Here is a 25132-nt window from a genome sequence, read left to right as displayed (position 1 = left end):
CGCGCCTTCCCCCAGGGGACGCAGCCAGCGGCCGGGCAAAGCCCGCTCCGCGGCTACTCCCGAATGGCCTGCTCCGCGGCCGTTTGATATCGCTCCCTCTCCCGCAGGCGGGAGAGGGAGTCAAACCCTTCGCTTGCGACTGACAGGTGCAGGGCCGAGCGCAGCGATGGCCCGAGTGGGTATCCCACCCCTCTGGCCGCGCTGAGAAGCGCAGGGCAAGGGGCGGGCAAGAGCACTGAAAGATGCTCTTGCTTCGTGAACTAGCTTGCGGCAGCTGTTTGAACGTAGTGAGCGAAGCGAACGAAGAGAGTTCTGCCGCACCGCCCCTTGAGCGAGCATCGCAAGTTGCCCGGAGCGTAGCGCAGGGACGCGGACTTGGGGTCGCCTTTCTTTGGCCTACATTTCTTTGACGACGCAAAGAAACGTAGGTGCGCTGCCGGGCGCAATTCCCGGCCTCCGACCTAAAGAGAAGAGCAAAAGGTAACTATCAAGCGCTACCAATAAATCAACCGCCGCTTGCCCCCATCCCAACCTTCCCCCAGAGGGGGAAGGAGTAACCCAGCTCACAGCCTCCGGTTCTGGGGCTCAAGTCGGCAGGCGCGCGCCTGCATTAGTCTCTCCCAAAAGGTGAGGGGGAAAGATCTCCCCACTCAACGATTCTCAAACCCCATCCCCTTCAACGCCTCCACCAACCTATCCCTCCCCTGCAAACTCTCCGCCCCCCGCACCCGGTGCAGCGAATGCTGAACCCAATCCCCATTCGTCTTCATCCCCTGAGCCTGATAAAAGCTCAGCATCCGCGCCGCATAGTCTTCCACGGGCTGCTCATTGAGCGCCGCGTCATAGCGCTCTTCATGCATGACCGCAGACGCCGGCAATCGCGGTTTGACGTCACTCGGACGCTCTGGATCCGGGTAACCCACACACATGCCAAAAACAGCAAATGCGCGTGGCGGTAGCCCCAGCTCCTCGGCCACAGCTTCTGGCTTGTTGCGAATGCCGCCTATGTACACAACTCCCAAGCCCTGTGCTTCCGCCGCCACGGCGGCATTCTGAGCGGCCAGGGTGGCATCAATCACACCCACCAGCATGAGCTCCAGATAGTCCAGTCCGCCACGTGGCAAATCATGCCGCGCACCAGCCGCTTCCAGTCTGGCAAGGTCTGCGATCCAGACCAGGAACACTGGGCATTGCTCAATATGGCGTTGTCCCCCAGCCAAAGCGGCGAGGCGCTTCTTCCGCTCAGGGTCCTTCACGGCCACCACACTCCACGCCTGCAAATTGGAAGACGTAGAGGCTGACTGCGCGGCTGCCATCATCAGATCCAGCACGGGCTGCGCCACCGGCCGAGGTGAATAGGCGCGAGCGGACCGGTGCTGCAGCAACACGGCCAGAGCCGCCTCCACGGATTCGGCCTCAGAGCGGGACTCAACCATCTTCGGCGCCGCATTCGCGTAACGCGCATCCAATAGATCTTGCAGTGGGTGTAGTGTTTCTGACATCAATTCCTCAGCGTTTAGCCGCGTCGGTGGGCTTGAGCAAACGGCCCCAGCGCGCCAGTTCTTCGCGGATCAATTTTTCGAAAGCCTCCGGAGTGGAAACCTCCACATCGCCATCGATGACGGCAAGGCGCTCCACGATAGCAGGATCAGCCAAAGTGGTCTTCAGTGCTGCGTTCAGTTTGGCAATCACATCCTTGGGCGTTCCTGCCGGGGCCACCATACCCCACCAGACCACTGAGTTGAATCCCGGTACGCCTTGCTCGGCAATGGTCTTGACCTGCTTGGCAGAGGCCATGCGGTGCAAGCCCGAAGTACCCAACACCTTGACCTTCTTGCCGTCCAGGAAGGGCTTGACCTGAGACATGCCAGTAAAGGTGAGGTCCACATGCCCGGCAGCCACGTCGGCGATCGCCGGGCCGGCACCCTTGTACGACACGTTGATCATCGACACGCCGGTCGCTTCCTTGAACAGCGTTGCTGCCAGCGCTGAGCCCGAGCCTTCACCCGAATTGGAGATACTGACCTTCTCCGGATTCTTGGAAGCGAAGGCAATCAGTTCGGGCACCGTGTTGTGAGGGAAATCGCTACGCGCTGCGAGCACGAAGGGATAAGTGATCACCAGCCCCACAGGTGCGAAATCCTCGGGCGTGCGGTAACGCAGGCCGGGAATCAGAGTGGGATTGGTAGCCAGCGCGGTGCTGGTGAACAACAGCGTATAGCCATCAGGCGCAGCGCGGGCCACGTACTCGGTCCCTGTCACGGTACCGGCGCCACCGCGGTTTTCAACCACCACAGGTTGCTTGAGCACCTGCGCAAGCCGCTCCGACCAGGTGCGCACGATGAAATCGCCGCCGCCGCCAGGAGCGAAGGGCACCACGATGCGAACCGGGCGGTTGGGATAGTCCGTGTTGGCAGACGCACTGGAAACAATCCCCAGCACCAATGTTCCAAGCAGCAAAGACCAAGGTTTCATGATGTCTCCTTAAAAATGATTCTTGTGTGACAGTGGATCAACGAAAGTGAGCCGTGGCCTGCTCTTCCACCATGGTTTTCATTTCACGTGCAATGGGGTTGCGACGCTCTTCGAGCACGTGGGCCACCAGACCCACGGCACGCGCCAGCACGCCAATACCGCGCACGATGTCCCATGGCAGTCCCATCTCGCACGCAATCGCAGCGATAGCGCCGGTGGCGTTCACAGGGAGGGACTTGCCCAGCTGACGCCCGGTTTCCTCTGCCACCGCCTCCATCAAAGCGATGTAGGGGCCATCAAAGCCGTTGTTGCGGGCGATCGCAAACAAGGCTGGAGCCCGAGGGTCCTGCGGCTTATGAATGTGATGGCCAATGCCCGGCAGACTGCGGCCGGCGGCGATTTCTCGCGCCACGAGTTGCTTGGCCAGTTCCTCAATATTCGGAGGTGTTCCGGCAGGCGCATCAGACTTCGGCAAGGCTTCCTGCAACAAGCGCGCGGCGTCTTCCATGCTGCCTACAAACACACTGCCCAGACCGCACAAACCAGCACCCACGGCGGCTTGCATGGCTTCAGGCGCGCCGGCCAAAGTGAGGCGTGTCACCAGGGCGCTAGGGGTCAGGCCATGCTCAACCAAACACACGGCGATGGCATTGAACACCAGCGACTCCGCTGGCGTGGGCAAGCGATCCGCCATGCCCAGGAAGGCCATGTCGCCCAGCGAGACTTTGCCCAAGATGTCTTGGCAAAGATCCAGGCCTTTAACGGTGATCTTGTCTGTGGTGCTCCAGGCGATATCTGTACGAAGAGGTTTGCGGCGGGCCATATTGAATCCTGAGGTAGTTAGGGAAAGCGCAGCAGTCAGCCGCGCTGCAGATCGGTCGCGCGTTCGCGAAGGGTGGCGTCTTGCCTCATCAATGACTTGGCAATCTTGTGGGTAGCGGTATGGGGAATGGAATCTACAAACACTACGTAGCGCGGCACTTTGTGAGCCGCCAGACGTTCACGGCACCACTGGGCCAGGCCTTCGGCTTCGAGTGAAGTACCGGGGTGCAACACGGCGGCGACCAGGATGTCGTCTTCGCCCAACTCGGAGGGCACGGCAATCGCGGCGGCTTCATACACCGCAGGATGTTCACCCACTACGCGGTCCAGCTCTGCACCGGCAATGTTCTCTCCTCTGCGACGAATGATGTCCTTCGCCCGCGAGACATAAAAGAACCAGCCTTCGGCGTCGCGGCGCACCATGTCGCCAGTGCGAAACCAACCATCTTGAAAAGCGGCTGCGGTCTGCTCCGGATCGTTGTAATAGCCCAGCATGCAAACAGGTGTTCGCACCCACAACTCACCCACGACATCCGCTTCCACGTCGTCGCCTTTTTCGTCGACGATGCGGCATTGGGCCCAGGGCTGCTCTGGGTCTGGGTGTTGCGCCAGCACGCCCATGGAACCAGGTTTTCCTGGTTCGCCATAAGGATTGCAGGTGACCCCCGGAACCTCTGACATGCCGAAGCCGGAGAGGAGATTGGCAATGCCAAACTCTTCTTGAAACGCCTTGTAGGAGCTTTGCCGAATCCCATAGGCCACCCGAATTCGATGGTCTTTCCTGAATTCAGATCGATCGCGAGACTTCAGGATGTTGCCCATCGCTTCAATGAAGTTAACCACCGTGGCGCCCGAATCCACCACGATCTGCCAGAAGCGCGATGCAGAAAAGCGCGGCGTCACGACCAAGGCACATCCGGCAGCGATCATCCCGCACACCGAATAGCACAGCGCGTTCACGTGGAAGAACGGCAAGACGATGAGAATCTTGTCCTCCGGCTGCAGGCGCATGCGTCCTAGATTGGCCTCGCCTACCAGCAAGATGCTGCGTTGGCTATGCAAGACACCTTTTGGATAGCCGGTGGTCCCGGAAGTAAAAATCATCAAACAAGGGGAGTCTGCCGATGGCACCGCCGGCAGCGCAATATCCGCTGACTTGTCTTGCCATTCCTGCAAGCTGGGAAGACCATTGGCCGACACACCCTCTGCCAATACACGCCAAGCCTGCACGCCGGACTCTTCCAGCGCTTGATCCACTGTGGAACGGACACCTTCATCCAGAACGACACCGGACACTTGCGCATGCTTCAGCGCATAGCTCAGTTCGGCCACGCCAAGCTCGGGGTTGATAGGCACCATGATGGCGCCCAGCCGCGCCAATGCGAACAGCAGCAATACATGTGCAGGGCTGTTTCGGGCAACGATGGCCACTCGTTCGCCCGGCTGCACGCCTCGCTCAGCGAACGCACGGGCCAGCGCGTTGATAGCCTGCGCTCCCTGGTTCCAGGTCAAGCCATGGCCTGATTCATCGAGAATCATCGGCGCTTCGCCCCTTTGGGCGCAGCGGCTATTCAAGACACCATTCAGGGTGTAGTCATGCGGCGCATAACCGCGCAAAACATCAAGTGGTGTCTTCATGCAGAGGTGCCTATGTACGAAAAAAAAGGGCAATCAGTCCGGGAGTTCTATGGCGTACTCATGGCCTCAGTCTGAGCCCAATCCAATCGGGTTAGGTTGACGCTTCTCCACGGCGTTGCGTACCAGCGCCGCGCTTCTAAAAATGCCGTGAGCAAACTTTCCATAGGGCATGGTGAGAAACAAGGCCATCACGGCGCCCAGGTGTACGCAGAGCATCAACCCCATGGCCGCCGTTCCGCGTGTCCACCACAGCAACATGCCAGTCGACGCGATCAGGAACAGCAAGGCAATGAACCCCAGATCCATTGGCTTTTGTTCAGCCGCACCGTGTGAAGGGTGGCGGCTGCGGTTGAGATGCCACAGACCGGCCGTACCGATCATCAAGCTGATGCCACCAGCAGCACCCAGCAGTTTGGGAATTGAAGGCAAGTCATATGGAGCCACCCAACCGAACACGTAGTGGTAAACCGTGGCCAGACCAGTCGCGGCGAAGCACAAGGCAAATCCATAGAAGGTGAAGTGGTGCATGCGCCTGCGCATCAGCGTGTAGGCTTCGTCGGCTTCATGGCACCCCTCCCCATGACCGCCGTCCAGATACTTCAGCGTCAAGGCATCGCGCGCGGCTTCGTTCGCGGCGGCGCCACTGGCTGCCACGCCACTGGTGGCGGGCGTCACGTCCCTCAAGAAGCGCCGCACGCCCATTCCCAGTGCCAGCACCGCAAAGAGAAATATGGGCGCAAACAAGCTCACCATCAGGTTGTGCGGAAAGATGGCGTAGAAATCACTGCCTTGCGCTGCCCCCCAGATGGATGTTTTCAGCATCACGGCGGCTGCCAGAAACAGCGCCAATCCCAACGCAAGTGCAAGAGAAACCACAAGCCCATTGCGCTGATAGAGAACACCCAATGGGGCAGGCCACGCGTATTCCGCATAGGTCTGGCCGCGCACACGCGCCATGGACTGCGGCACATTCACTGCAAACTCATGTGGCGGAGCGTATTGGCAGGCGTGCAGGCATGCACCGCAGTTGTGGCACAGGTTCGCCAGAAAATGCACATCAGCCTTGCCAAATTCCAGGCGCCGCGTCATGGCGGGGAACACCGCACAAAAGCCTTCACAGTAACGGCAGGCATTGCAAATTTGCAGCTGCCGCGCCACCTCCCTTTCGGCCGCGCTCAGAACCACCTCGCCGTTGGCCAGTGCGCGTGCATCTCGCGCCAGAGCTTCAAGCGACTGCATGCTGAACTCCCTGCTTCAATGCAGACCGGGCTGCGTTTTGGCCCGCAATACGACCAAACGCCGTACCAATAGACATTCCCACGCCGGCGGTATAGCCCTGGCCCAGTACGTTGCCCGCCATCATTTCGCCCGCCACAAATAGGTTGTCACTGGCTTGACCATCAAAGCGTGCAGCCGCTGTTTCATCGGTTAGAAGACCAAGATAAGTGAATGTCACGCCCGGCTTGACCGCGTAGCCGTAGAACGGCGCGGTATCCACGGGCCTGGCCCAATGGGTCTTCGCGGGAGAGATCCCTTGGGTATGACAATCGTCCAAGGTGGTGTGGTCAAAAGTGCCTTGCACGCATGCGGCGTTGTAGGTATTCAAGGTCTGCATGAAGGTGGCTTCATCCAATTGCAGCTTGCGTGCCAGTTCGGGCAAGGTGTCAGCCGTCACACCTGTGAATACAGGGGGCATGAAACGGCCTACCGCCTTGGCATCGATGATGGAATAGCCAATCTGCCCCGGCTGCTGCGCCACGAGGCGCCCCCAGATGGCATAGCGTTTGGGCCAGAAATCTTCACCCTCGTCGTAGAAGCGTTCGCCTTCGCGGTTGACCACCACGCCCAGAGACACACAGTCAATGCGCGTGCAGATGCCTCCGTCATACAGCGGCGCCCGCGCATCAATGGCCACCATATGCGCCTGCGTGGGGTCACCTATGCGGTCCACACCATGGTCTTCAAGCAAATGCCGAAGCAAGACTCCTTGATTGAAGCGTGTGCCCCGGATGAGAAAGTTGTCGGCCGGCCATTCTCCGCGTGCGTTTTGCCCCCAGGCAGCGCGCAACCAGTCTCGGTTGGATTCGAAGCCGCCCGCAGCCAATACGCACGCCTTGGCTTCGATTCGTTCGCCACCAACGTAAGCCGCCACAAAACGACCATCTTTGATCTCAAGACGATCCACTGGCGATTCATAGCGGATCTGCACCCCGTGGCTTTCCGCACTCCGGTAGTAAGCGTTAATCAGCGCCTTACCCCCACCCATGAAGAAAGCATTGGTGCGAGCCACGTGCAGGGCACCTGATAACGGCGGCTGAAAGTGCACGCCGTGGTGGCGCATCCAGTCACGGCAATTGCTGGAGGCCCGTATCACCAGGCGAGCCAGGTGCTCGTTGGTTTTGCCGCCGGTCACCTTGAGCAGGTCTTGCCAGAACTCTTCTTCAGGATAGGCTTCAATCAGCACGTCCTGCGGAGCATCATGCATGCAGCGCAGGTTACGGGTGTGGGCGGAGTTGCCGCCACGCCATTCGCGCGGCGCGGACTCAAGCAGCAGAACGCTTGCGCCCGCCTCGCTTGCCATCAAGGCAGCGCACAGGGCGGCATTGCCGCCACCGATGACGAGCACATCGTGCACTCTGGTCTCCTGTTGTTTTCGTGGGAGATCAGACTGTAGGCACGCCTCGCGAGCTCCGCAAGGCGCTATTTCTCAACGGGCGTTCAGTTTTTGTGAAGACTCACGCCTGCCCAGGCGCCACTGCGCACGGCATGGCGCGCCACATCGGCAAGTACCACACGGGCGGCCAAGGCGGCGGGAGACAGCTCGTCCTCAGACAGGCTGGCGAGGAAGTTGCGCCGGCCGGAGGCGACATCTTTCAAGGGAACGCTTAAGAAGGCGTCAGCTTCGAACCGGGCGATGGCTGCGCTGGGTTGAATGGTGGCCCCATAGCCCGCACGCACGGCATCCATCAAGAGCGACAAGCCATCTATCTCCGCCACGATATTGGGGGCGGCGCGCATATGTGCAAACGCGGCCTCAACCAGTGAGCGCAACCCGTGGCTGGCACTGGGCAAGATCAGCGGCAACCCGACCAACTGCGCCAATCGCACGCTGAGCCCAGTGGGCATACCGGCCAGATCCCTGGCGCCTATAACGAACAGCTCTTCATCCAGCAACGGAGAAACGCTCCACCCCCGGGGGGCATCCACCCCGAACAAAATGGCCAAATCCAATTGGCGCGCATTCAACATCGTCGCCAAATGGCCAGACAAAGCCTCTACAAGATGCAAACGCACGGCGGGGTAACGCTCCGCCATTGCGGCCATCAAGGGCATGCCCAGTACGGCGGCAGTCGTCGACGCCAATCCAATATTCACGTGACCAGACAAACGCGCCGTCTGCGCAGCCCGCACTGCTTCATCGGCATGGCGCAAAGTCAATTGAGCCTGTTGCAGGAATGCCAAGCCGGCGTCTGTAGGCTGCACGCCCGTGGCCTTGCGCTGCAAAAGGCGGGTAGCCAACTCTCCCTCCAGCCGGCTGATCTGCTGGCTGAGCGCAGAAGTGGCCAGGCCCAGCTCAAGCGCAGCCTTGCCCATACTGCCGAGCTGGCAGACCTTGACGAAATAACGTAGCTGGCGCAACTCCATAAGTGCGAATGTAACCCCACGGCCCTCATGAGCGCTTTGGAGCCCAAAAGCGCTCAATTAAGTAGCAAGTAGCTCGCTGCTTATGAGTAAAAGAAATAAGCATCTTTCCAAACTGTCTATAGACCCCTTCCCCCGCCCGGGACAATATGGGGTTTCATAACCCACGTTCAAATGCGCCAACTTCGCCTTTTTATTGCCATCGTGGCGCTTGGCCTGCCCGCATGGGCCGTGGCGGCGCAGGCGCTGCTCACCGCGAAGGAGTTGGACACCCTCAGCAAAGCCAATGCCGTGCGCATTGTGGATGTGCGTGACGCGCAGGCCTATTCCCTGCAACACGTGCCCGGTGCCGTGTCCGCCCCGTATGGACGCTGGCGCGGGCCAGCCGCCAACCCAGGGCAACTGCCGTCACTTGCAGAACTCACTTCACTGGTGCAGGAGCTGGGTCTCACGCCTGAAACGCACGCCGTCGTCGTCTACACCGGCGTAGATTCCTCCGATTTCGGTTCTGCCGCGCGCGTGTACTGGACGCTCAAGATGCTTGGCCTGAAGGAGATCTCCATCCTCAATGGTGGTTTGGCCACCTGGAAGAGTGATGGATTCCCCATCAGCAACCAGCCCGCCAAAGTAGCCCGCAGCAGCTACCAGCCCAGCATGAATACGAGCATGATCGCTACGGAGTCAGAAGTCCTGACCAAAATTGGCGATTCACGCACGAACCTCATAGATTCCAGGCCGGCCCCCTTCTTTACAGGCCGCGTGGCGCTGGATTCCGCGCGCGCCCGGGGCACCCTTCCGGGCGCCGTGAACATTGACAGCGATCTCTACTTCGAACCCGGCAGCGCCGCGCTCATGGACAAAGCTTCGCTGGAGCAAGAAGCCAACGCCGCTTCTCTCAAACCCGGCGGTGAGGTGATTGCGTTCTGCAACACGGGCCACTGGTCCGCTACAGAGTGGTTTGTGCGCTCCGAGGTTCTGGGACAAAGCTATGTGAAGCTCTACCCCGGCTCCATGGTGGAATGGACGCAATCAGCCAAACCGTTGCCCATGATGAATGAACCCGAGCGCTGGGCTCAATTGCGCTACAAGCTGATGACTTGGTCGCACCGCAACCTGGGAACCAAGGCCCCCTGATGAATACGCTTGCCACTACGCCCGATCGAATCCCTTCCCCACCGAAACCTAGCCTGGTCAGCCTGTGGACCCATCGCCTTCCATTGGCTATTGCCATCGCTGGCCTGTTTGGCTGGCTGGTCTGGTCAGTTTCCGCACGGCAGGGCCTGCTTCTGCTCGTAGGCGTAGGACTAGGCTGGGGCCTCGCCGCCGCCCGCTTCGGTTTCACCACCGGGTGGCGTCACCTGGTAGAAAACAAAGATCCTTCAGGCGTGTACGGCCAGATCCTGCTGCTGGCACTGCTGGCAGCCTTGTCGATGCCTTTACTCGGCCATTTCCCTGAAGCCACCGCAGCGCTCGGCCCCCCCTCCATCAGCCTGCTCATTGGAGCCTTCGTATTCGGTCTGTGCATGCAGATCTCCGATGGCTGCGGCTCCGGCACTTTGTACAAAGCAGGGCTGGGCGTGCCCCTGAACATGGCGATCCTGCCCATGTTCGCTATTGGCAGCTTCATGGGGTCTGTGCATTTGAATGACTGGCTGGCACTGGGCGCCACAGAACCCATTGGCTTGGTGGACAAGCTGGGCGCCGGTGGCGCGCTCGCCACCACGCTGGTTGCACTGGCCGTGGTGACCGTAGGCATCCGCGTATGGAGCGGCAAGCGGCTGAGCTTGAAAAGCATTCCATCGCGTTGGCTTTGGGGTGCTGTCGTGATTGCCGTGTTCGCCGCCCTGAACCTGCTCATCGCCGGTCAGCCCTGGGGTGTGGTGTACGGCTTCGGCTTGTGGGCTGCCAAGGGCGCCACAGCACTGGGCCTGTTTGACCCCACCCAAAATGCCTTCTGGAGCGATCCCGGCCACGCGCAGCGCCTTTCGCAGACGCTTTTCCTGGACATCACCAGCATCACCAATATTGGCATCCTCGCGGGTGCCCTCTGGGTAGCGCCCAAACGGCCGCAGGAATCCCGCCCTCTCACGGGTCTGCAATGGAGTGTCGGCTTATTGGCGGGCTTCCTGTTGGGCTACAGCTCCCGCCTGGCGTTCGGATGCAATGTCGGTGCCATGGTGAGTGGCATCTCCACGGGTAGCGTGCATGGTTGGATCTGGGTGCCAATGGCGTTCCTCGGCACATTGATCGGCATCCGCGTGCGGCGGCATTTCAAGTTCTAAGGCGCGGAGTAAGCATGACCACTACCGCGACCCGCCGCTGGATTTTCTGGCTTGGCCTGATTGGCTTTGCCGCCTGGGACCTGGTGCACTCAGCGCCCGTGAATGTTCGGCTGGAGCCTCCCATCATTGCCTCAGGCTCTGGCCTGCCTTCGCAGGGTGGGCACTGCGCAATGCCGAAGTAGCGACATGCGTGTTGACTGCCTGCCAATCTCTATCGCAGCCGACCAAATAAAAACGCCGCAAACAGAAGCTCTGTTTGCGGCGTAGCGGCTGATCGCTCAGCCAGTTGATTGGGAGTCTGCGCGGCTGGGCGCTCCCGGCAGAAGGCGCCGAAGCGAAACGAGCGAAAAACGAGGACAGTGTGGTGATATCGAGAAGCCCATAGCAGGGCTATGGGTGCAGGAGGTAGCGCCGCAATGGACCGTTTTCTCGCGCGTTGCAGCCGGCGACCCTTCTGCCGGGGGCGCCCAGCCGCGCAGACTCGTAGTGCTTCAGGAGCGGCGCTGGCCCATATCGCGACGACGCAGAGCACCGCCCCCCATTAGAGCCAGGCAGAGCAGCACCAGGCCAGCTTCGCCCAGCGTGGGCACCGGCTCGATCCTCGTCGACAGCGCCTTTGACTTGAAGGTCACGTGCACGTTGCAGTCGGCGTACACGGGCAAGGTGGTGTAGTCGCTCCCGGTAACGGCGCCTCCGCTGCAGGTAGTGGTGATTTGGTCGACGTCATAACCAAAGTCCGGCGTGATAGCCAGTGTGGCGGTATTGCCGTCCGTGACCTCCTGACTACCGGGGCCTATGCTGCCTCCGGGGCCGGCCGTGCCCGTGACCACATGGATCACGCTCGCGACATCGATGCGTGCATCCTGAGATATCAACACTGGATTGTTGCCACTCAACATACCAATGGCACGGAAGTTGTTGACGTAGGACCCGCCACCGCCGTTGCCTACGGCCTGCAGGTTGATCGCCACGTCATAGACCGTACCGGAAGCGAGCTGGGGCGACTCAAAACGCAGCGCAGTAACTTCAGCCATGGACGCCGGGCATGCCCCTCCGCTGAGACTTGCACACCAGATGCTGCCAAGCGAGGTGTTGCTGGCATGGCTTGGATCGGCATTCAGGCTGCCCGGCGGCACTTTCGTGTAGGTAGCCGTCACTCCTGCGGGCGTGATAACGGACGCGAGCACCAGCGTGCCGGTGAAGCTGGAGCCAGTCGACGTGCGCAGGCTCGCATCACCGTTGTAGGGCAGGATATCGATCCAACGGGCATTGTTGACGTCGCCGCCGATGCCTGCGAGGGCCAGATTGAACGTCATTGTCGAGTTGATTGGGCGCGTGGGGGACGACGTGGTTTTCGCCACATAGAACCCGGGAGGTGCCGAGACCAGTAGCGATTTGTTAGCGGCTTTCTCACACCCTTGACCGCCGAAACCCGCTGCCGGCCCTTGGTAGGTGCAATCGGCAGCAAAGTCATGGGGCGAATCCATGGTGGCCGAATTCAGCAGTTGAGCGCCACTGGGAAGCACCCCCACTACGGCATCGAATTCAATGGTTCCCAGCCAGCTGTTGCTGTCTGTATTGTCAAAACTGAAAGCCGGTTGGGTGTTATTGATCGTCCACACCAGGCTCGTACAAGTCGGGCAGCCAGCGGCTCCCGGAGTGACCGCGGGCTCACCAGCCAGCACCCCGGGCAAACCACCTCCAAAGCCAGTAGAAGGGTTCGCGACACCGTTCTGCGCTCCGTTTGCGATATAGGTGCTGGTTCCCGCCGCATACGACAAGCCGGGCGGCAATACATCCGTCACCGTCAGCGTTTCAGGCCCGGCATAGCCGATATTGCGGCTGTAAAGCGCCAATTGGTATTTCACCGCCTCGCCAATTCCAACCGGATCTGGCGAGGACTCACTCGGTGAAACGCTGCTCTTTCGAAGGGTATTAAACACACTGGCGCGACGCACCCCTACGGCTACGGAGTACCCCGTGTCTTCCAACCATCCATCGGCCGTCGCCGTGACCCGGTTGTACACCCGGTAGTCGGCAGGACTGTAAAAACTGTCGTTGGGGGTGATGTCGCTGCCAGCTGCGTAGGTGCCCGCGAAGGTCGCAGGGGCGACCACATCAGTGGTGTAGCGCCAGGTCGGCCGCAATTCCACGCCATAACGCACGATGATTTCTGCACCGGGAGGTAAACCACTCGCCTCGGTGTAACGAATGCGAATGCGGGTCACGGCAGCCACGCCACCTGTCAAGGTGGTGGGGTTGGTCACCCAGGTCACCCCCGGATCGTTGCAACGAGCCTGGTATTGAGCAGAGTTGCCGCCCCCCACACTGGTCCACTGCCCGGCTGGATCGAGCACACCGCCCGTGCCATATTCCACGACATAGTTCGCTGCCGGAATGGGAGGTTGTGGGGCGCCGGCGCTAGGTGCCGCTAATTGCGCAAGCACTGTGACATACACACCAGGAGAGGTTTCAATCAGATTCTGGCGCGCATTGTCCAAGTAATCGCACAGATGCAAGTTGGTCATCGACAGCGAACTGCTGTTGGTGAGCGCAAGACGAGGTCTCCAGCGGCTTCCCGCTATTGTGGTGTTGACCGCATCCGCGTATCCGTTGGGTACACCGCCGGGCGCATCCATCTGGTCCACCGGCAAGCCCATTTGATAGCTCCACGGCACACTCAGTTTGCTGTAGGTTCCAGGCCCGCCGTTGCGCAGCCCATGCGTATATGAGTTGTTGCTGGTAGTAGCCTCGGTATAGGTCTGCAGGCCGTCCTGAGAGGTAAAGGTGGTGGCAGGAATCGTGTTAGTAACGGGAGTCAGGAGCCCGCCCAGCGGCACGTCAGACTGCGGAATCCAGACAAACAGATTCTTGGAAATGATCGTGGTCGTGCGGATGTCGCTTGGGGGAATGCCACTGCCCGCGAAGAGGCTGGGGCGATGCGTCAGGCTGGAGTCCACCCCCGTCAAGGTAAGGGTTGCGGTCTGCCCTACCTGCACGGCGGCGCAGCTACCGCCGTTGGCCACGTATTGGGGATCCGTGCTGCTGGCGGGCCCTGTGTCCGCGATGGCGCTCAAGTACTGGTAGAAGCCGGTGGGGTGCCCATTACAAGCCCCGGTCGTCTGGTATGGATTGGGATAATCCATGATGAGTGCACTGGGCGTGGGCAATGTGTCGTTGATCACGATCGTGGAGCCCAGCGGCGCCAGCCCCTTTAGGGAATCTGCCCCCCCACGGCCCTGGTAGTTCTCTGCCTGCACCATGATGTTGTAGGGAAGGATGTAGCCAGCAGCGCCACCGGGTCCGGAATCCACGCGGAATATTTGCCCATAGCCCGATTCCGTTTTCACCACGTCCCAACGCGGTGCGGCAGAGCTGGTCAGCACCGGAGGTGGGGTGTAGACCGGTGGTGTGGTCGTCTGGTCGGATGTGAAAACGACCGCAGCCGGTGGCACGCTTGCCCCCTGCGAGCGAGGCCCCACGTTCATCTCGAAATCGATGTTCTGCGCCTGCGAATTGGGGATATCGCCCAGCATACAGGTCAGCACCTGCCCCACGATGCTGGAGCCTGGCCCACAACCAGCAGGCACATAACTCCAACGGGCGCCGGCCGGCGCCGTGAGCACAGCCCGGGCATTGGTGTCGCCCCCGGTAGTCTGGTAGAAAAAGCGGTATCCAACGCTGTCGTTGCTGCGGATGACAGTGTTGTTGGTTCCCGAATCGTTTCCGGGCCCGTCATTCGTGTCGAACGGCGTGGTGCCGCTGTACAACATGCTGAAGTCGCCTACCGACAAGCTCGCGTGGGCCGCCATCGGCCACACCCCTGCCACTAACGCCCCCACTACGGCCGCTCTCGCAGCCCACCCGAGCCATCTCCCAGGCCTCGCGCCTGTCAGCGTTTTTCTTATCATGGCCTACCCTGTTGTAAAAATTTATAAGAATTGGAGCTACCCATGTCTTGAGGTCAACACATGGATCAACTTCAAGACAAATGGCTTACAAACTGAGGCCATCACACGTCCACAAAACGTTTAATTTGCGGCTGTTTCAGGACCACACGCCCTCTGCCGACCCAGCATATACCGCCTCATCCAGGGGAATAGTGAGTTGCGAGCACTACAGCCCCAGGCGCGCTCTACACACCAGCGGGTACTGCTGAAATCCCATTGGCTCGCGATGAGGCGTTCATTCCTTGAACAGCCGGATGATGAGTTCACGCATCCAGCGGTTGCCTGGATCGCGCTCGCAGCGGGAATGCCAATGCACCGCCACGTCGGCCGATGGGACAGGCACAGGCACAGGCATCGAGAAGACTCGAAATTCCGCGTGGCGATTAAGTTGCTGCGCAATTCGGTTGGGAATGGTGCAAATCAGGTTGCTGCGCTGAAGGATGTGTGGGGCGACCAGAAAGTGTGGCACCTGCAATGCGACGTCACGATGCAAACCCAACGCCAGCAGCGTCGTTTCCAGCAGCTGATGCGCGTTGGAAGTCCTCGCGACGAATATGTGTGGGTGTGACAGGTAGGTCTCGCGGGTCAGCGCTTTGCGCTTGGCCAGAGGGTGGCCCGCCCGCACCATGCAAACGTAGGGCTCATGAAACAAGGTGACATGGCGCGTGACGCGGTTGATGCTGGTGAAATTGCCAACTGCTAGATCGACGGCGCCTTGACGCAGAGCATCAGGCAGTGTCCGAAACCAAGTTGTTCACCGCGATGGCCAAATCACGGGGGATCAAGGCGGATTGATTTCAATAGGCAGGACACGACCTGCCTGGATACGCTCCTTCGCAAGTGATCACACGTGCGAAGCGCAACTCTCAATTTGATTCGGAAGGATGAAGGTTTGCTTGTGAGCGCAGGGCAAGCTTCGCACGAAGCCCATCAACGAGGTATCCAGATGTGGATGGCCTGCGATCGGGGTTTGAAACTGCGGCGATACCGCTCTACTCCTCTCGGCAGAAGGCGCTGAAGTCTGAGTCCTCGCGCATGACTCTCGGATGAGCCCGATAGTGTCCTGGGCCGAACTGAATTCGAGTTTCCTGGCAAACCAGGCAACCGGTGGCCAGGGGATTGCCGCGTTTTTTCTGAAGACCAGCCCCGTCTGGCAAATCCTATTTCTAGCTAAGAAGGCGCGCCCATGTCACAGGGTGCGTCAGCACGATCTCCCCCGCAATTAACGATTTCGAAAAGGTACTTGTGCCGGAAAATTAAAATTGGTAAGATCAATTTTCACTATTTGTATTGCCAAAAGAGGGAAATATGGATCGCCGTTCAGTACTGCGGGGAATGGGAGCCACCGGTGTGGCATGGGGTCTGGGTACGCGTTCTGCCTTAGCGCGCACCAATTTCCCGGAGAAGTTCATCAGGTTGGTGGTGCCGTTCCCAGCGGGGGGTGTGACCGACATTTCAGCTCGCCTGCTCGCATTGGGTATGAGCCGCGTTCTGGGCCAAACTGTGGTTCCGGACAACCGGCCCGGCGCGGGTGGCAATGTCGCCGCCAAAACCGTGGCAGATTCGAAGCCGGACGGTTATACGATCTTGTTCGCCACCTCTGGGTCGCACGGTATCAATCCGAGCCTGTACAAGAACATCCCATTCGATGCGGTCAAGGATTTCACGCCGATCGTCTACACGTCCTCGTCGCCGAACATCTTTGTTGCCAATAAAAATTTCCCTGGCAAGAACATCGCCGATTTCATTCAGATGGCGCAAGCCCAACCGGGCAAACTCACCATGGGCCTGGGTAGCCTGGGGACCACCCAGCATATGGCGGCAGAGCTTTTACGGTTTACCAGCAAGACCGACTTCACAACGGTGCCCTACCGCGGTGGAGCCCTGGCTTTGCAGGATCTGATGGGCGGCACCATCCATACGCTGTGCGATGGCTTTCCTTCCTCCCTCCAGCATGTTCGCCAGGGTACGGTGAAAGCACTGGCCGTGACATCCAAACAGCGCGTTCCCATTGCACCCAACATTCCCACAGTGGCCGAGACCCTTCCCGGATTCTCATCAGACGGCTGGTTTGGTCTGGTGGGCCCCGCAGGCATGGATCCTGAGATCGTCGCGGCCCTCAATCGCGCAGCCAACGAAGCGCTGGCTGACAAGGACCTCTTGGCCAAGTACACCGAGGTGGGAGCCACCGTGTATGGCGGCACGCCGGCAGCGTTTTCTCAGCACATCAGTACTGAAGTAGCCCGCTGGCGTACGATCGTCCAGGCCACTAATGCAAAGGCCGAATGACATGAATGCAGCAGCAGAATCTCCAGAGGAAAAACAAAAAATCAGCCGACCAGGATCTGTGCAGGATGCACTGGTGCGCATGATTGCCCTGGCCGACGCCCGGGAAGAGACGAAGCTGCCCAAAGAACGCGAGTTGGCAGAGCAATTGGGCATTGGCCGCCCCTTGGTTCGTGAGGAGCTCTCCAAGCTGGAGTCCCTGCACATCGTCACGCGCCGCCAGGGCTCAGGCCTCTACATCGTTCCTCCGGCTCGCCGCAGCCCCGAGGCGCTCGTGCTCACAGAGAACGTGACGCCCTTGTCCGCGAGTTCGATTGCGGATGCCATGGCCGTGCGTGCCCTGCTGGAAACCGAGACCGCCAGACTGGCTGCACACAACCACCAGCAGATCCACCTCGATCGAATGGCTATCGAAATCGAGGAGCTGGAGCGTTGCGGTAGCCAGGGCGACGATGCCGCACGCGCGGACGAGGCATTCCACCGCACGCTCGCGGCCGCTTCAGGCAATGGCATGTTGAGCCAGATGCTGGAGTTATTTCTGCGGCTGTCCTGGCGCCGCCGCAAAAAGTACTTCGAGCAGGCCGAACGTGGTCGTGAATCGATCATCGAGCACAAGGAAATCCTTGCGGCTGTGCAATTGGGCGATCCCGACCAGGCCGCCTCTGCCATTCGCAAGCATATGGGCAGTGCCGAGCGTTTTTGGGAGACGGAACCGAAAGGAAACAAGTGAAGCTGACCCACGAACAACACCAACTTCTGGATGGCGAGGCAGGCGCGGTTGTAGCCAAATACTTTCGCACCCTGGTGGACTGGGGCCGGATCATGGGCGCGGAGCGGCTGGTCAAGGTTCACAGCGTCCACGCCTCCGGCATTACCGCCTCAGGGCGTGTGGCCGGCTCCGTGACCAAGCAAGCAGCCGAGGCCACCTTGGCTCAGGTTATGGAATTCACCAGCGTCAAAATGCGCGCGCCTACAGCAACACACGTGGCACGCATCTGCCTGCAGGACGACAAGGGCGGTGGCGTGAGCGCGGAGGACCGCGAGTTCCAGCAGATTGTGATTGAACGCGCGCGTGCCGCCGGTATCCAGCTCACCTGGACTTGCGCTCCGTATATTGCGGGCATCTTGCCCACCAAGACCCAGATCTGCGCCTGGACGGAGTCCTCCGCCGTGGTCTACATCAATTCGATGATCGGAGCCCGCTCGGTTCGTAATGGCGCAGAGAGTGCCATTGGCGCAGCCATGTCTGGCTGGTTTCCAGAATTCGGAGTCTTGCTTGAGGAGAACCGCGGCGCTGATCTGATCATTGACGTCGAGCAGGTGCCGGGAGATGAGCTTTGTGACTGGGGCTTCCTGGGTTATTTCGCGGGCGAAGTCTCGGGTTTGCGCACGCCTGTGTTCACCGGCTTGCCCGCACCTTCCCAAGAAGCTGCCAAGCAGCTTTCCGCTGCAGTGGCTACGGGTGGAGGATGCACCATGTTCCACATCGCCGGCATCACACCGGAAGCGCCCGATCTGGCCGCCGTCGTGCGCAAGCCGGTTGAACGCATCCGGTATACGCGTGCTGATCGCGACCGCATTGCGGCCAAGCTGAACACCTTGAGCGGCACAGATATCGACTATGTAGTGCTGGGATGTCCCCATGCCACGCTGGAGGAAATTCGCATCATCGGGGCGCGGCTGGAGGGTCGAAAGATCTCCGAACGTGTTCGGCTCGAGGTATGGACTGCCTGGTCCGTGAAAGCGGTGGCTGAACGCATGGGCCTGGTCCAGGCTATCGAAAACGCCGGTGGCCGCGTGCTGACGGATTCGTGCCCATCCATCACCCGGTCTGGCTTTGGCAAAAGAATGGTCACGAACGCTGTCAAACAAGCCAATTACCTGCAAGGCATGACCGGACACGAAGTGGCGGTGGGAAGCATGGACCAAGTCATCTCAGCCGCATTGTCCGGAACCTGGAGCCCACAGTGATGCGCGAAGACTCAACACCACAAACGCTCGCCTGCAAGGTGTGGGTGAATGGGAAAGCCAGTGGTCCAGCCGTCATCGCCGATGACCGGATTTCTTTCTGGGGCGGATTCGATCCGCAGTCCGGGAAGATCGTCGATCCTTACGCGCAACTGCGCGGACGCGATGTCACTGGCAGTGTCCTGATCCTGCTTTCCTCCAAGGGCTCTTCAGGCACCTCGGGCATGCTGTCGCTTGCACAGCGTGCAGGACACGCCCCGGTTGCCATGGTGCATGTGGAGGTGGATTCGATTGCCGTCCTCGGTTGCCTCGTCAACAGCATACCGCTGCTACAACCTCTGGATTTCGATCCTTTCGCGCAGATCAGAGATGGCGATTGGGTCGAGGTAGATGGTGAAAACGCTTGTCTTCGCGTGACACCACGGACTCAGCGCACGACGGAGCCTGTGTAATGACGGCATCGCAGCACGGTTACGTGGAAGCGCCCGCTCGCACACTTGCCGTCCTGGCAAGGCCAGATGTCCTGGTGGTGGGTGGCGGCGCGGCAGGCATGGCAGCCGCCTGCGCTGCAGCGCGCGAGGGTGCGGAGGTCATGCTGGTCGAACGTCAAGGGTATCTTGGTGGCACCTTGACCTCGGTCACGCTGGGTGGCTTGTGTGGAGGCTACCTGCACCAGGGTGGCGGTATCCGCCCTATCGTGGGCGGTCTGTATGCCGAGATGGTCGACAGGCTGAAACTGCTTGGAGCGATCTCTCCGACGCGCGTGTTTGGCTTCGTGCATGGCGTCCCCTACGATCCAGAGGCGCTGCGCGGCATGGCCGATGCATGGCTGACGGAATCGGGCGTCAAAGTATTGCTACATGCGTTCGTCACCGAAGTCTCGGTGAGCGAGCGGCGCGTGCGCTGGGTAGAAGTTGAAACGCGTGCCGGGCGCGCTGCCATCCTACCCACCACCATCGTCGACACCAGCGGTGACGCAGAGGTCGTGTTTCGAGCTGGAGGCCGTTTTTCACTGGGTGACAAAGGGCGAACTCAGCATCCATCCCAGATGTTTCGCATGAGTGGTGTCGATTGCGAGACATTCTTCTCTGTTCCGCGTCCACAAGTCGATGCTCTGCTGCAAGGCGCATTGAACGATGGCGAACCCTTGCCAAGAACCTCCGTGGCGGTCTATCCGAATCCCGTGGCAGGGGTTGCCCACTTGAACGCAACGCGTGTGACGCGTGCCGACGGCAGCAGCTTGAATCTGACAGATCCATGGGAATTGACCCAAGCTGAAATGACGGGCCGTCAACAAGCCTCGTTGTATGCCAGAGTGGCACGCGAGCGTCTGCCTGGATTTGGCGAGGCCCGCATCGTCGCGCTGGGTGCCAGCCTTGGCATACGCGAAACGCGGCTCGTTCAGGGGGATCAGACCCTCACCGAACCGGACGTGATGCAGGCACACAAGCCCGCAGATCGCATCGCTTGTTCGGGGTGGCCGATCGAAGACCACGCCACCCAAGGCCGGACAGTCTGGCGTCCGCTGCCGGATGGCGAGTGGTATGGAATCCCCTTCGGGTGCTTGGTGAGCAGCGATTTTGACAATGTGCTGGTGGCTGGGCGCTGCCTTTCGGCCACGCATGAGGCGCAAGCTTCCGCCCGTGTGGTGGCAACTTGCATGGCCATGGGCGAAGCGGCTGGCACAGCAGCAACCATGTCGTTGTCCTCACCTACCAGCGTCCGAGTTGATGTTCCAGCATTGCAGCAGAAGCTACTGGCTCATGGCGCTTTGCTTGAGCCTTCTGCATGAAGATAGAAGTGCATTCGAAGCTGGGCGTTGCCCGCGCCCCGTGAGCCAGGCCAATGCTTTGCACGTTCACGAGTAGGCTTTTCTGAAATGTCGAATTCAAGCATGCAACACACCTCCAATTCATACCTTCAGGTCATCGCCCACTACTTCGCACTTCCCGGCCAAGGCGACAAGGTGTGCGAGTTGTTAGCCGGACTTGCCGAAGCTACCCGTACCGAACCCAAGAATCTTTCCTATGAATATTTCCGCTCACCCACTGACGCGGATCACTTCGTAATTCTGGAAAGGTACAGCGACGCCAGCGGTCTGGAGGCACATCGCCAGACCGACCATTTTCAGAAGATCGGCTTCGGTCAGATCATTCCACTGCTCCTGCGGCGCGAGGTGAGCAGCCACATGGTGCACGTTGGCACCTGATCCCCGGCAGCAGCGTTACAGCCCCAGATTTGGGGCCAGCGCCCTCTCCACCTCGTTCAGCGCCACTCCACTGCGCTGAGCCATGTCGATGGCCTGACCCATGTCGATCTTGCCGACGCTGAAGTAGGTGCTTTCGGGGTGACTAAAGTAGAAACCGCTCACACTGGCGGCGGGCAGCATGGCCAGCGACTCAGTCACGGTCATTCCAATCTCATGCGCCTGCAACAGACCGAATAAGGGCTTCTTGACGCGGTGATCAGGGCAGGCGGGGTAGCCGGGGGCGGGGCGGATGCCGCTGTACTTTTCGGCGATGAGGTCTTCGTTTTTCAGACTTTCATCTGCAGCGTAGCCCCACCAATCGGTTCGAACACGCAGGTGCAGCCATTCGGCGCCGGCTTCAGCCAAGCGATCTGCCAGCGCCTTGAGCATGATGGCGTTGTAATCATCATGCTGGGCTATGAATTGGGCTTCCTTGGCGTCCACGCCCAAACCTGCGGTCACGGCAAAGGCACCCAGGTAGTCTTTTGGCGGTTCGGTGCCACGCGGCATGACGAAATCAGCCAGGCAGCGACTGGGGCGCATACGGCCTTCGACGTCTTCTTGCTTTTCCGTCTGCTGGCGCATGCCGTACCAGGTGAGAACGGCGTTCTCGCGTGATTCATCGGCGTAGAGCTCTATGTCGTCATCGTGCACCGTATTGGCGGGCCAGAAGCCGACCATGGCATTGGCAGTGAGCCAGCGCCCTTCAACGATCTGCTTGAGCATGGCTTGCGCGTCAGCGAGGAGGCGAACCGCCTCAGTACCCACCACCTCGTCTTTCAGGATGGCAGGATACTTTCCGGCCAGATCCCAGGTCTGGAAGAACGGCGTCCAGTCGATGAAGGGGACCAGCTCATTCAAGTCGATGTTCTTGATGGCTCGGCGGCCTATGAATTTTGGCACCGGAGGCTGGTAGCTGGCCCAATCGATCGCGGTCTTGTTGGCACGCGCCTTCTTGATGGGCCACAGCGGGATCTGCTTTTTGTTGGCATGCAGCTGGCGCACTTTTTCGTAGTCGGCCAACGTATCAGCAATGAATTTTTCCGAATTATCGCTAAGCAAACCTTGCGCCACACCGACGCTGCGCGAGGCATCTGGCACGTAGACCACGGGGCCTTCGTAGTGTGGGGAAATCTTCACGGCCGTGTGCACACGGCTGGTGGTGGCCCCGCCAATCAAGAGGGGAATTTTCTTGATGCGGAAATAGTCGTCTTTCTGCATCTCGCCGGCCACGTATTGCATTTCTTCAAGGCTGGGCGTGATGAGTCCTGAGAGGCCGATGATGTCTGCCCCTTCGACCTTGGCTTTGGCCAGGATCTCATGGCAGGGCACCATGACTCCCATGTTCACAACTTCAAAGTTATTGCACTGAAGAACGACCGTGACGATGTTTTTGCCAATGTCGTGCACATCTCCTTTGACGGTGGCAATCACGATCTTGCCCTTGCTTCGCACGTCGCGGCCCGCCGCTTCGTCGCGCTTTTTCTCTTCTTCAATATAGGGAATGAGATGCGCCACGGCCTGCTTCATCACGCGAGCCGATTTGACAACCTGCGGCAAGAACATCTTGCCATTGCCAAACAGATCACCCACCACGTTCATGCCGTCCATCAGCGGACCTTCAATCACGTGCAACGGGCGACCACCGCCTTGAACGACGATGTTTTGATAGGCCTCTTCAGTGTCTTCAGTGATGAATTCGGTGATGCCGTGCACCAGAGCATGGCTCAAGCGCTCATTCACCGGGACATTGCGCCATTCGAGTTTCTTCGATTCATCCTTGGCGGCGCCCTTGGCGGATTCAGCGATTTCCAGCAGGCGTTCTGCCGCATCGGGGCGGCGATCAAGCACCACGTCTTCCACGCGTTCGCGCAGCTCGGGCTCCAGATCGTCATACACGCCGACCATGCCGGCGTTGACGATGCCCATATCCATACCGGCTTTGATGGCGTGGTAGAGAAAGACCGTATGGATAGCTTCGCGCACCGGATCATTGCCACGGAAGCTGAAACTCACGTTGCTCACGCCACCGCTCACTTTGGCGCCAGGCAAGTTTTTCTTGATCCACGCTGTCGCTTCGATGAAATCGACGGCGTAATGGTTATGTTCTTCGATGCCGGTGGCAATGGCGAAGATATTGGGATCGAAGATGATGTCTTCCGGCGGAAAACCCACTTCATCCACCAGGATCCGGTAGGCGCGCTCGCAGATCTCGATCTTGCGCTGGTAGGTATCGGCCTGGCCTTTTTCATCGAAGGCCATCACCACTGCAGCGGCGCCGTAACGCCGAACCAGATGAGCCTGGTGCCTGAACTGCTCTTCGCCTTCCTTCATGCTGATGGAGTTGACGATGCCCTTGCCTTGCAGACAACGCAAACCGGCCTCGATGACGCTCCATTTACTGGAATCGACCATCACAGGCACTCTGGCGATGTCAGGCTCGCTGGCCATGAGGTTCAGGAATTTGACCATTGCCGCCTGGCTGTCAAGCATGGCTTCGTCCATGTTGACATCGATGACCTGGGCGCCGTTCTCCACTTGCTGGCGGGCTACCACCAAGGCCTGTTCGAACTCGCCGTTCAGGATCATTCGGGCGAATGCCTTGGAGCCTGTGACGTTGGTGCGTTCGCCGATGTTGACGAACAGGGTGCCCTCACCAATGCTCACTGGCTCCAGGCCGGAAAGCTTCATGGGTGGAAGGGAATGGGTCTCGTGGGTTGCGGTCATCATGGGCTCACCTGTGCGCGGCAATCAGGTGAGCGTCGTTACCGTGCACGAAAAAGCCTCCAAGCCTGACGGCCAGCGGCCGATGCAACGCTCCTTGGGGGCGAGTGGGAGATTTTAAGGCAATGGGCGGGGGTTAAGGTATTCAGGGACGTGGGGGTGAGATGCGATTGGCGCAGAACGGGATAAAAGCACGCGGCGAAGGTGGTGAAGAAGGTGCTCGAAGAGCTAATCGGCCAGGATTTGGGATTTAGGATTTATCTTTCCCCAATGGGGAAAGACTAATAACTCGAAGGCCGAGCGCAGCAAAGGCCCGAATCAGGCTCCCCCTTGAGGCCGTGCCGAGGAGTGCAGGGCATGGGGCGGGCAAGAGCACTGCAAGATGCTCTTGCTTCAAGAACTAGCTTGCGGCAGCTGTTTGAACGTAGAGAGCGAAGTGAAAGAAGAGAGTTCTGCCGCACCGCCCCGGATGGCCGGCCCCCTTGACCGAGCACCGCAGGGTGCCCGGAACGCAGCGCAGGGACACGGACTTGGGGTCGCCTTTTTTCTGCCTACTGGTTTTTGGCGAAGCAAAAAAGAGTAGGTGCACTGCCGGGGGCACATCCCGGCCTCCGACCTCAAGAGAAGAGCAGAAGGAATTTACAACCTCAGCGCCTAAATCAACCGCCGCTTGCCCTCACCCCAGCCCTCTCCCAGAGGGAGAGGGAGTTAATACAAACCGCCGCTTGCTCTCACCGGTTGGCCGGCCCTGTGCTGGTCAAGTAATTTCGGACACCTAGATAGGGGCACGTTCTGCCATGTGTCGTTCATAGACATTGGGAGGCAGATAACCCAGGCTCGAGTGCAGGCGGCGGCTGTTGTAGAAGCCGACGATGTAGTCGCAGATGTCGGCAGCGGCTTCAGCGTGGTTGGCGTAGTCGCGCTGCCACACACGTTCCATCTTGAGGTTCAGGAAGAAGCGCTCCATCACGGCGTTGTCCCAGCAGTTGCCCTTGCCGCTCATGCTCGCGCGCAGGCCATGGCGTGCCAGCAACTGCTGATGCTCGCGGCTGGCGTACTGGCTGCCCCTGTCGGAATGAACGATGAGTCCTGCCGCA

The 25132-nt window shown here is 59.8% G+C and carries 20 protein-coding genes and 1 riboswitch; of the genes, 9 read left to right on the top strand and 11 right to left on the bottom strand.

Annotation, left to right across the window (positions count from 1 at the left end):
- Positions 1-650 precede the first annotated feature (650 nt).
- From G518_RS0124650 to G518_RS0124620, 7 genes are all read right to left on the bottom strand, one after another.
- Positions 651-1502 (bottom strand): NADPH-dependent oxidoreductase, encoded by an 852-nt coding sequence (locus G518_RS0124650; RefSeq protein WP_028604790.1) that lies wholly within the window; start codon positions 1500-1502, stop codon positions 651-653.
- A 7-nt stretch (positions 1503-1509) separates the two neighbouring features.
- Positions 1510-2475, bottom strand: coding sequence for a Bug family tripartite tricarboxylate transporter substrate binding protein (locus G518_RS0124645; RefSeq protein ID WP_036595976.1), 966 nt, complete (start codon positions 2473-2475; stop codon positions 1510-1512).
- Between the two features lie 37 nt (positions 2476-2512).
- The gene (locus tag G518_RS0124640) at positions 2513-3337 is read right to left on the bottom strand and encodes a citryl-CoA lyase (RefSeq protein ID WP_483823590.1); all 825 of its coding nucleotides are present in this window, start codon (positions 3335-3337) and stop codon (positions 2513-2515) included.
- Complete coding sequence (locus tag G518_RS0124635) at positions 3334-4935, bottom strand: AMP-binding protein (protein WP_028604787.1); 1602 nt, start codon at positions 4933-4935, stop codon at positions 3334-3336. The genes G518_RS0124640 and G518_RS0124635 overlap by 4 nt, the downstream gene beginning before the upstream one ends.
- A 66-nt stretch (positions 4936-5001) precedes the next feature.
- A complete protein-coding gene (gene tcuB / locus G518_RS0124630; protein WP_028604786.1) occupies positions 5002-6174 on the bottom strand; it encodes a tricarballylate utilization 4Fe-4S protein TcuB in 1173 nt (390 codons plus the stop codon).
- Positions 6161-7570: an FAD-dependent tricarballylate dehydrogenase TcuA gene (gene tcuA / locus G518_RS0124625; RefSeq protein ID WP_028604785.1), complete on the bottom strand. Its 1410-nt coding sequence runs from the start codon at positions 7568-7570 to the stop codon at positions 6161-6163. Before tcuA ends, tcuB begins: the two co-directional genes overlap by 14 nt.
- A gap of 83 nt (positions 7571-7653) precedes the next feature.
- On the bottom strand, positions 7654-8580 hold the full coding sequence (locus G518_RS0124620; RefSeq protein WP_028604784.1) for a LysR family transcriptional regulator: 927 nt from the start codon (positions 8578-8580) through the stop codon (positions 7654-7656).
- A 171-nt stretch (positions 8581-8751) separates the two neighbouring features.
- Here G518_RS0124620 and G518_RS36785 point away from each other — a divergent pair, with 171 nt between their 5' ends.
- The 3 genes from G518_RS36785 to G518_RS40515 are packed head-to-tail and all read left to right on the top strand — an operon-like array spanning position 8752 to position 11041.
- Positions 8752-9711 (top strand): sulfurtransferase, encoded by a 960-nt coding sequence (locus tag G518_RS36785; RefSeq protein WP_051237366.1) that lies wholly within the window; start codon positions 8752-8754, stop codon positions 9709-9711.
- On the top strand, positions 9711-10859 hold the full coding sequence (locus G518_RS0124610; protein ID WP_084652246.1) for a YeeE/YedE family protein: 1149 nt from the start codon (positions 9711-9713) through the stop codon (positions 10857-10859). The genes G518_RS36785 and G518_RS0124610 overlap by 1 nt, the downstream gene beginning before the upstream one ends.
- 14 nt (positions 10860-10873) lie before the next feature.
- Positions 10874-11041 (top strand): hypothetical protein, encoded by a 168-nt coding sequence (locus G518_RS40515; protein ID WP_169458003.1) that lies wholly within the window; start codon positions 10874-10876, stop codon positions 11039-11041.
- Positions 11042-11350: 309 nt separating this feature from the next.
- On the opposite strand, the gene G518_RS0124600 is transcribed toward G518_RS40515, so the two are convergent.
- Together G518_RS0124600 and G518_RS36780 are read right to left on the bottom strand one after the other, a co-directional pair.
- Positions 11351-14770 carry a hypothetical protein gene (locus G518_RS0124600; RefSeq protein ID WP_084652244.1) on the bottom strand — a complete coding sequence of 1140 codons (3420 nt, stop codon included), beginning with the start codon at positions 14768-14770 and terminating at the stop codon, positions 11351-11353.
- 274 nt (positions 14771-15044) lie between these two features.
- On the bottom strand, positions 15045-15545 hold the full coding sequence (locus tag G518_RS36780; RefSeq protein WP_084652242.1) for a LysR substrate-binding domain-containing protein: 501 nt from the start codon (positions 15543-15545) through the stop codon (positions 15045-15047).
- Positions 15546-16117: 572 nt separating this feature from the next.
- Here G518_RS36780 and G518_RS0124585 point away from each other — a divergent pair.
- The 6 genes from G518_RS0124585 (at position 16118) to G518_RS0124560 (ending at position 21272) form a co-directional block, all read left to right on the top strand.
- The gene (locus tag G518_RS0124585; protein ID WP_156909535.1) at positions 16118-17098 is read left to right on the top strand and encodes a Bug family tripartite tricarboxylate transporter substrate binding protein; all 981 of its coding nucleotides are present in this window, start codon (positions 16118-16120) and stop codon (positions 17096-17098) included.
- 1 nt (position 17099) lies between these two features.
- A complete protein-coding gene (locus G518_RS0124580) occupies positions 17100-17825 on the top strand; it encodes a FadR/GntR family transcriptional regulator (protein ID WP_084652240.1) in 726 nt (241 codons plus the stop codon).
- A complete protein-coding gene (locus tag G518_RS0124575; protein ID WP_028604778.1) occupies positions 17822-19066 on the top strand; it encodes an aconitase X catalytic domain-containing protein in 1245 nt (414 codons plus the stop codon). The genes G518_RS0124580 and G518_RS0124575 overlap by 4 nt, the downstream gene beginning before the upstream one ends.
- Positions 19066-19515, top strand: a complete 450-nt coding sequence (locus G518_RS0124570; RefSeq protein ID WP_245598127.1) for an aconitase X swivel domain-containing protein — start codon at positions 19066-19068, stop codon at positions 19513-19515. Before G518_RS0124575 ends, G518_RS0124570 begins: the two co-directional genes overlap by 1 nt.
- Positions 19515-20855, top strand: a complete 1341-nt coding sequence (locus G518_RS0124565) for an FAD-dependent oxidoreductase (RefSeq protein ID WP_028604776.1) — start codon at positions 19515-19517, stop codon at positions 20853-20855. Before G518_RS0124570 ends, G518_RS0124565 begins: the two co-directional genes overlap by 1 nt.
- A gap of 102 nt (positions 20856-20957) precedes the next feature.
- The gene (locus G518_RS0124560) at positions 20958-21272 is read left to right on the top strand and encodes a putative quinol monooxygenase (RefSeq protein WP_028604775.1); all 315 of its coding nucleotides are present in this window, start codon (positions 20958-20960) and stop codon (positions 21270-21272) included.
- Between the two features lie 15 nt (positions 21273-21287).
- Here the strand turns inward: G518_RS0124560 and metH are convergent, their stop codons facing one another.
- Together metH and G518_RS0124545 are read right to left on the bottom strand one after the other, a co-directional pair.
- The gene (gene metH / locus G518_RS36775; RefSeq protein WP_281170563.1) at positions 21288-24038 is read right to left on the bottom strand and encodes a methionine synthase; all 2751 of its coding nucleotides are present in this window, start codon (positions 24036-24038) and stop codon (positions 21288-21290) included.
- Positions 24039-24061: 23 nt separating this feature from the next.
- Positions 24062-24140: riboswitch (S-adenosyl-L-homocysteine riboswitch) on the bottom strand.
- 670 nt (positions 24141-24810) lie between these two features.
- Positions 24811-25132, bottom strand: a 322-nt coding sequence (locus tag G518_RS0124545; RefSeq protein WP_028604773.1) for an integrase core domain-containing protein, incomplete at its 5' end; no start/stop codon positions are given.

Origin of the sequence: Ottowia thiooxydans DSM 14619 (genome assembly GCF_000422885.1) — a bacterium.
GTDB lineage: Bacteria > Pseudomonadota > Gammaproteobacteria > Burkholderiales > Burkholderiaceae_C > Ottowia > Ottowia thiooxydans.
The sequence above is the reverse complement of the archived record's forward strand: the minus strand, read 5'-3'. Positions and strand labels throughout refer to the sequence as shown.

Bases quoted from the DNA above. Each gene is read 5' to 3' on its own strand.
- G518_RS0124650 (WP_028604790.1), bottom strand. From the start codon at position 1,502: ATGTCAGAAACACTACACCCACTGCAAGATCTATTGGATGCGCGTTAC.
- G518_RS0124645 (WP_036595976.1), bottom strand. From the start codon at position 2,475: ATGAAACCTTGGTCTTTGCTGCTTGGAACATTGGTGCTGGGGATTGTT.
- G518_RS0124635 (WP_028604787.1), bottom strand. From the start codon at position 4,935: ATGAAGACACCACTTGATGTTTTGCGCGGTTATGCGCCGCATGACTAC.
- tcuB (WP_028604786.1), bottom strand. From the start codon at position 6,174: ATGCAGTCGCTTGAAGCTCTGGCGCGAGATGCACGCGCACTGGCCAAC.
- G518_RS0124620 (WP_028604784.1), bottom strand. From the start codon at position 8,580: ATGGAGTTGCGCCAGCTACGTTATTTCGTCAAGGTCTGCCAGCTCGGC.
- G518_RS36785 (WP_051237366.1), top strand. From the start codon at position 8,752: ATGCGCCAACTTCGCCTTTTTATTGCCATCGTGGCGCTTGGCCTGCCC.
- G518_RS0124610 (WP_084652246.1), top strand. From the start codon at position 9,711: ATGAATACGCTTGCCACTACGCCCGATCGAATCCCTTCCCCACCGAAA.
- G518_RS40515 (WP_169458003.1), top strand. From the start codon at position 10,874: ATGACCACTACCGCGACCCGCCGCTGGATTTTCTGGCTTGGCCTGATT.
- G518_RS0124600 (WP_084652244.1), bottom strand. From the start codon at position 14,770: ATGATAAGAAAAACGCTGACAGGCGCGAGGCCTGGGAGATGGCTCGGG.
- G518_RS0124585 (WP_156909535.1), top strand. From the start codon at position 16,118: ATGGATCGCCGTTCAGTACTGCGGGGAATGGGAGCCACCGGTGTGGCA.
- G518_RS0124580 (WP_084652240.1), top strand. From the start codon at position 17,100: ATGAATGCAGCAGCAGAATCTCCAGAGGAAAAACAAAAAATCAGCCGA.
- G518_RS0124570 (WP_245598127.1), top strand. From the start codon at position 19,066: ATGCGCGAAGACTCAACACCACAAACGCTCGCCTGCAAGGTGTGGGTG.
- G518_RS0124565 (WP_028604776.1), top strand. From the start codon at position 19,515: ATGACGGCATCGCAGCACGGTTACGTGGAAGCGCCCGCTCGCACACTT.
- G518_RS0124560 (WP_028604775.1), top strand. From the start codon at position 20,958: ATGCAACACACCTCCAATTCATACCTTCAGGTCATCGCCCACTACTTC.
- metH (WP_281170563.1), bottom strand. From the start codon at position 24,038: ATGACCGCAACCCACGAGACCCATTCCCTTCCACCCATGAAGCTTTCC.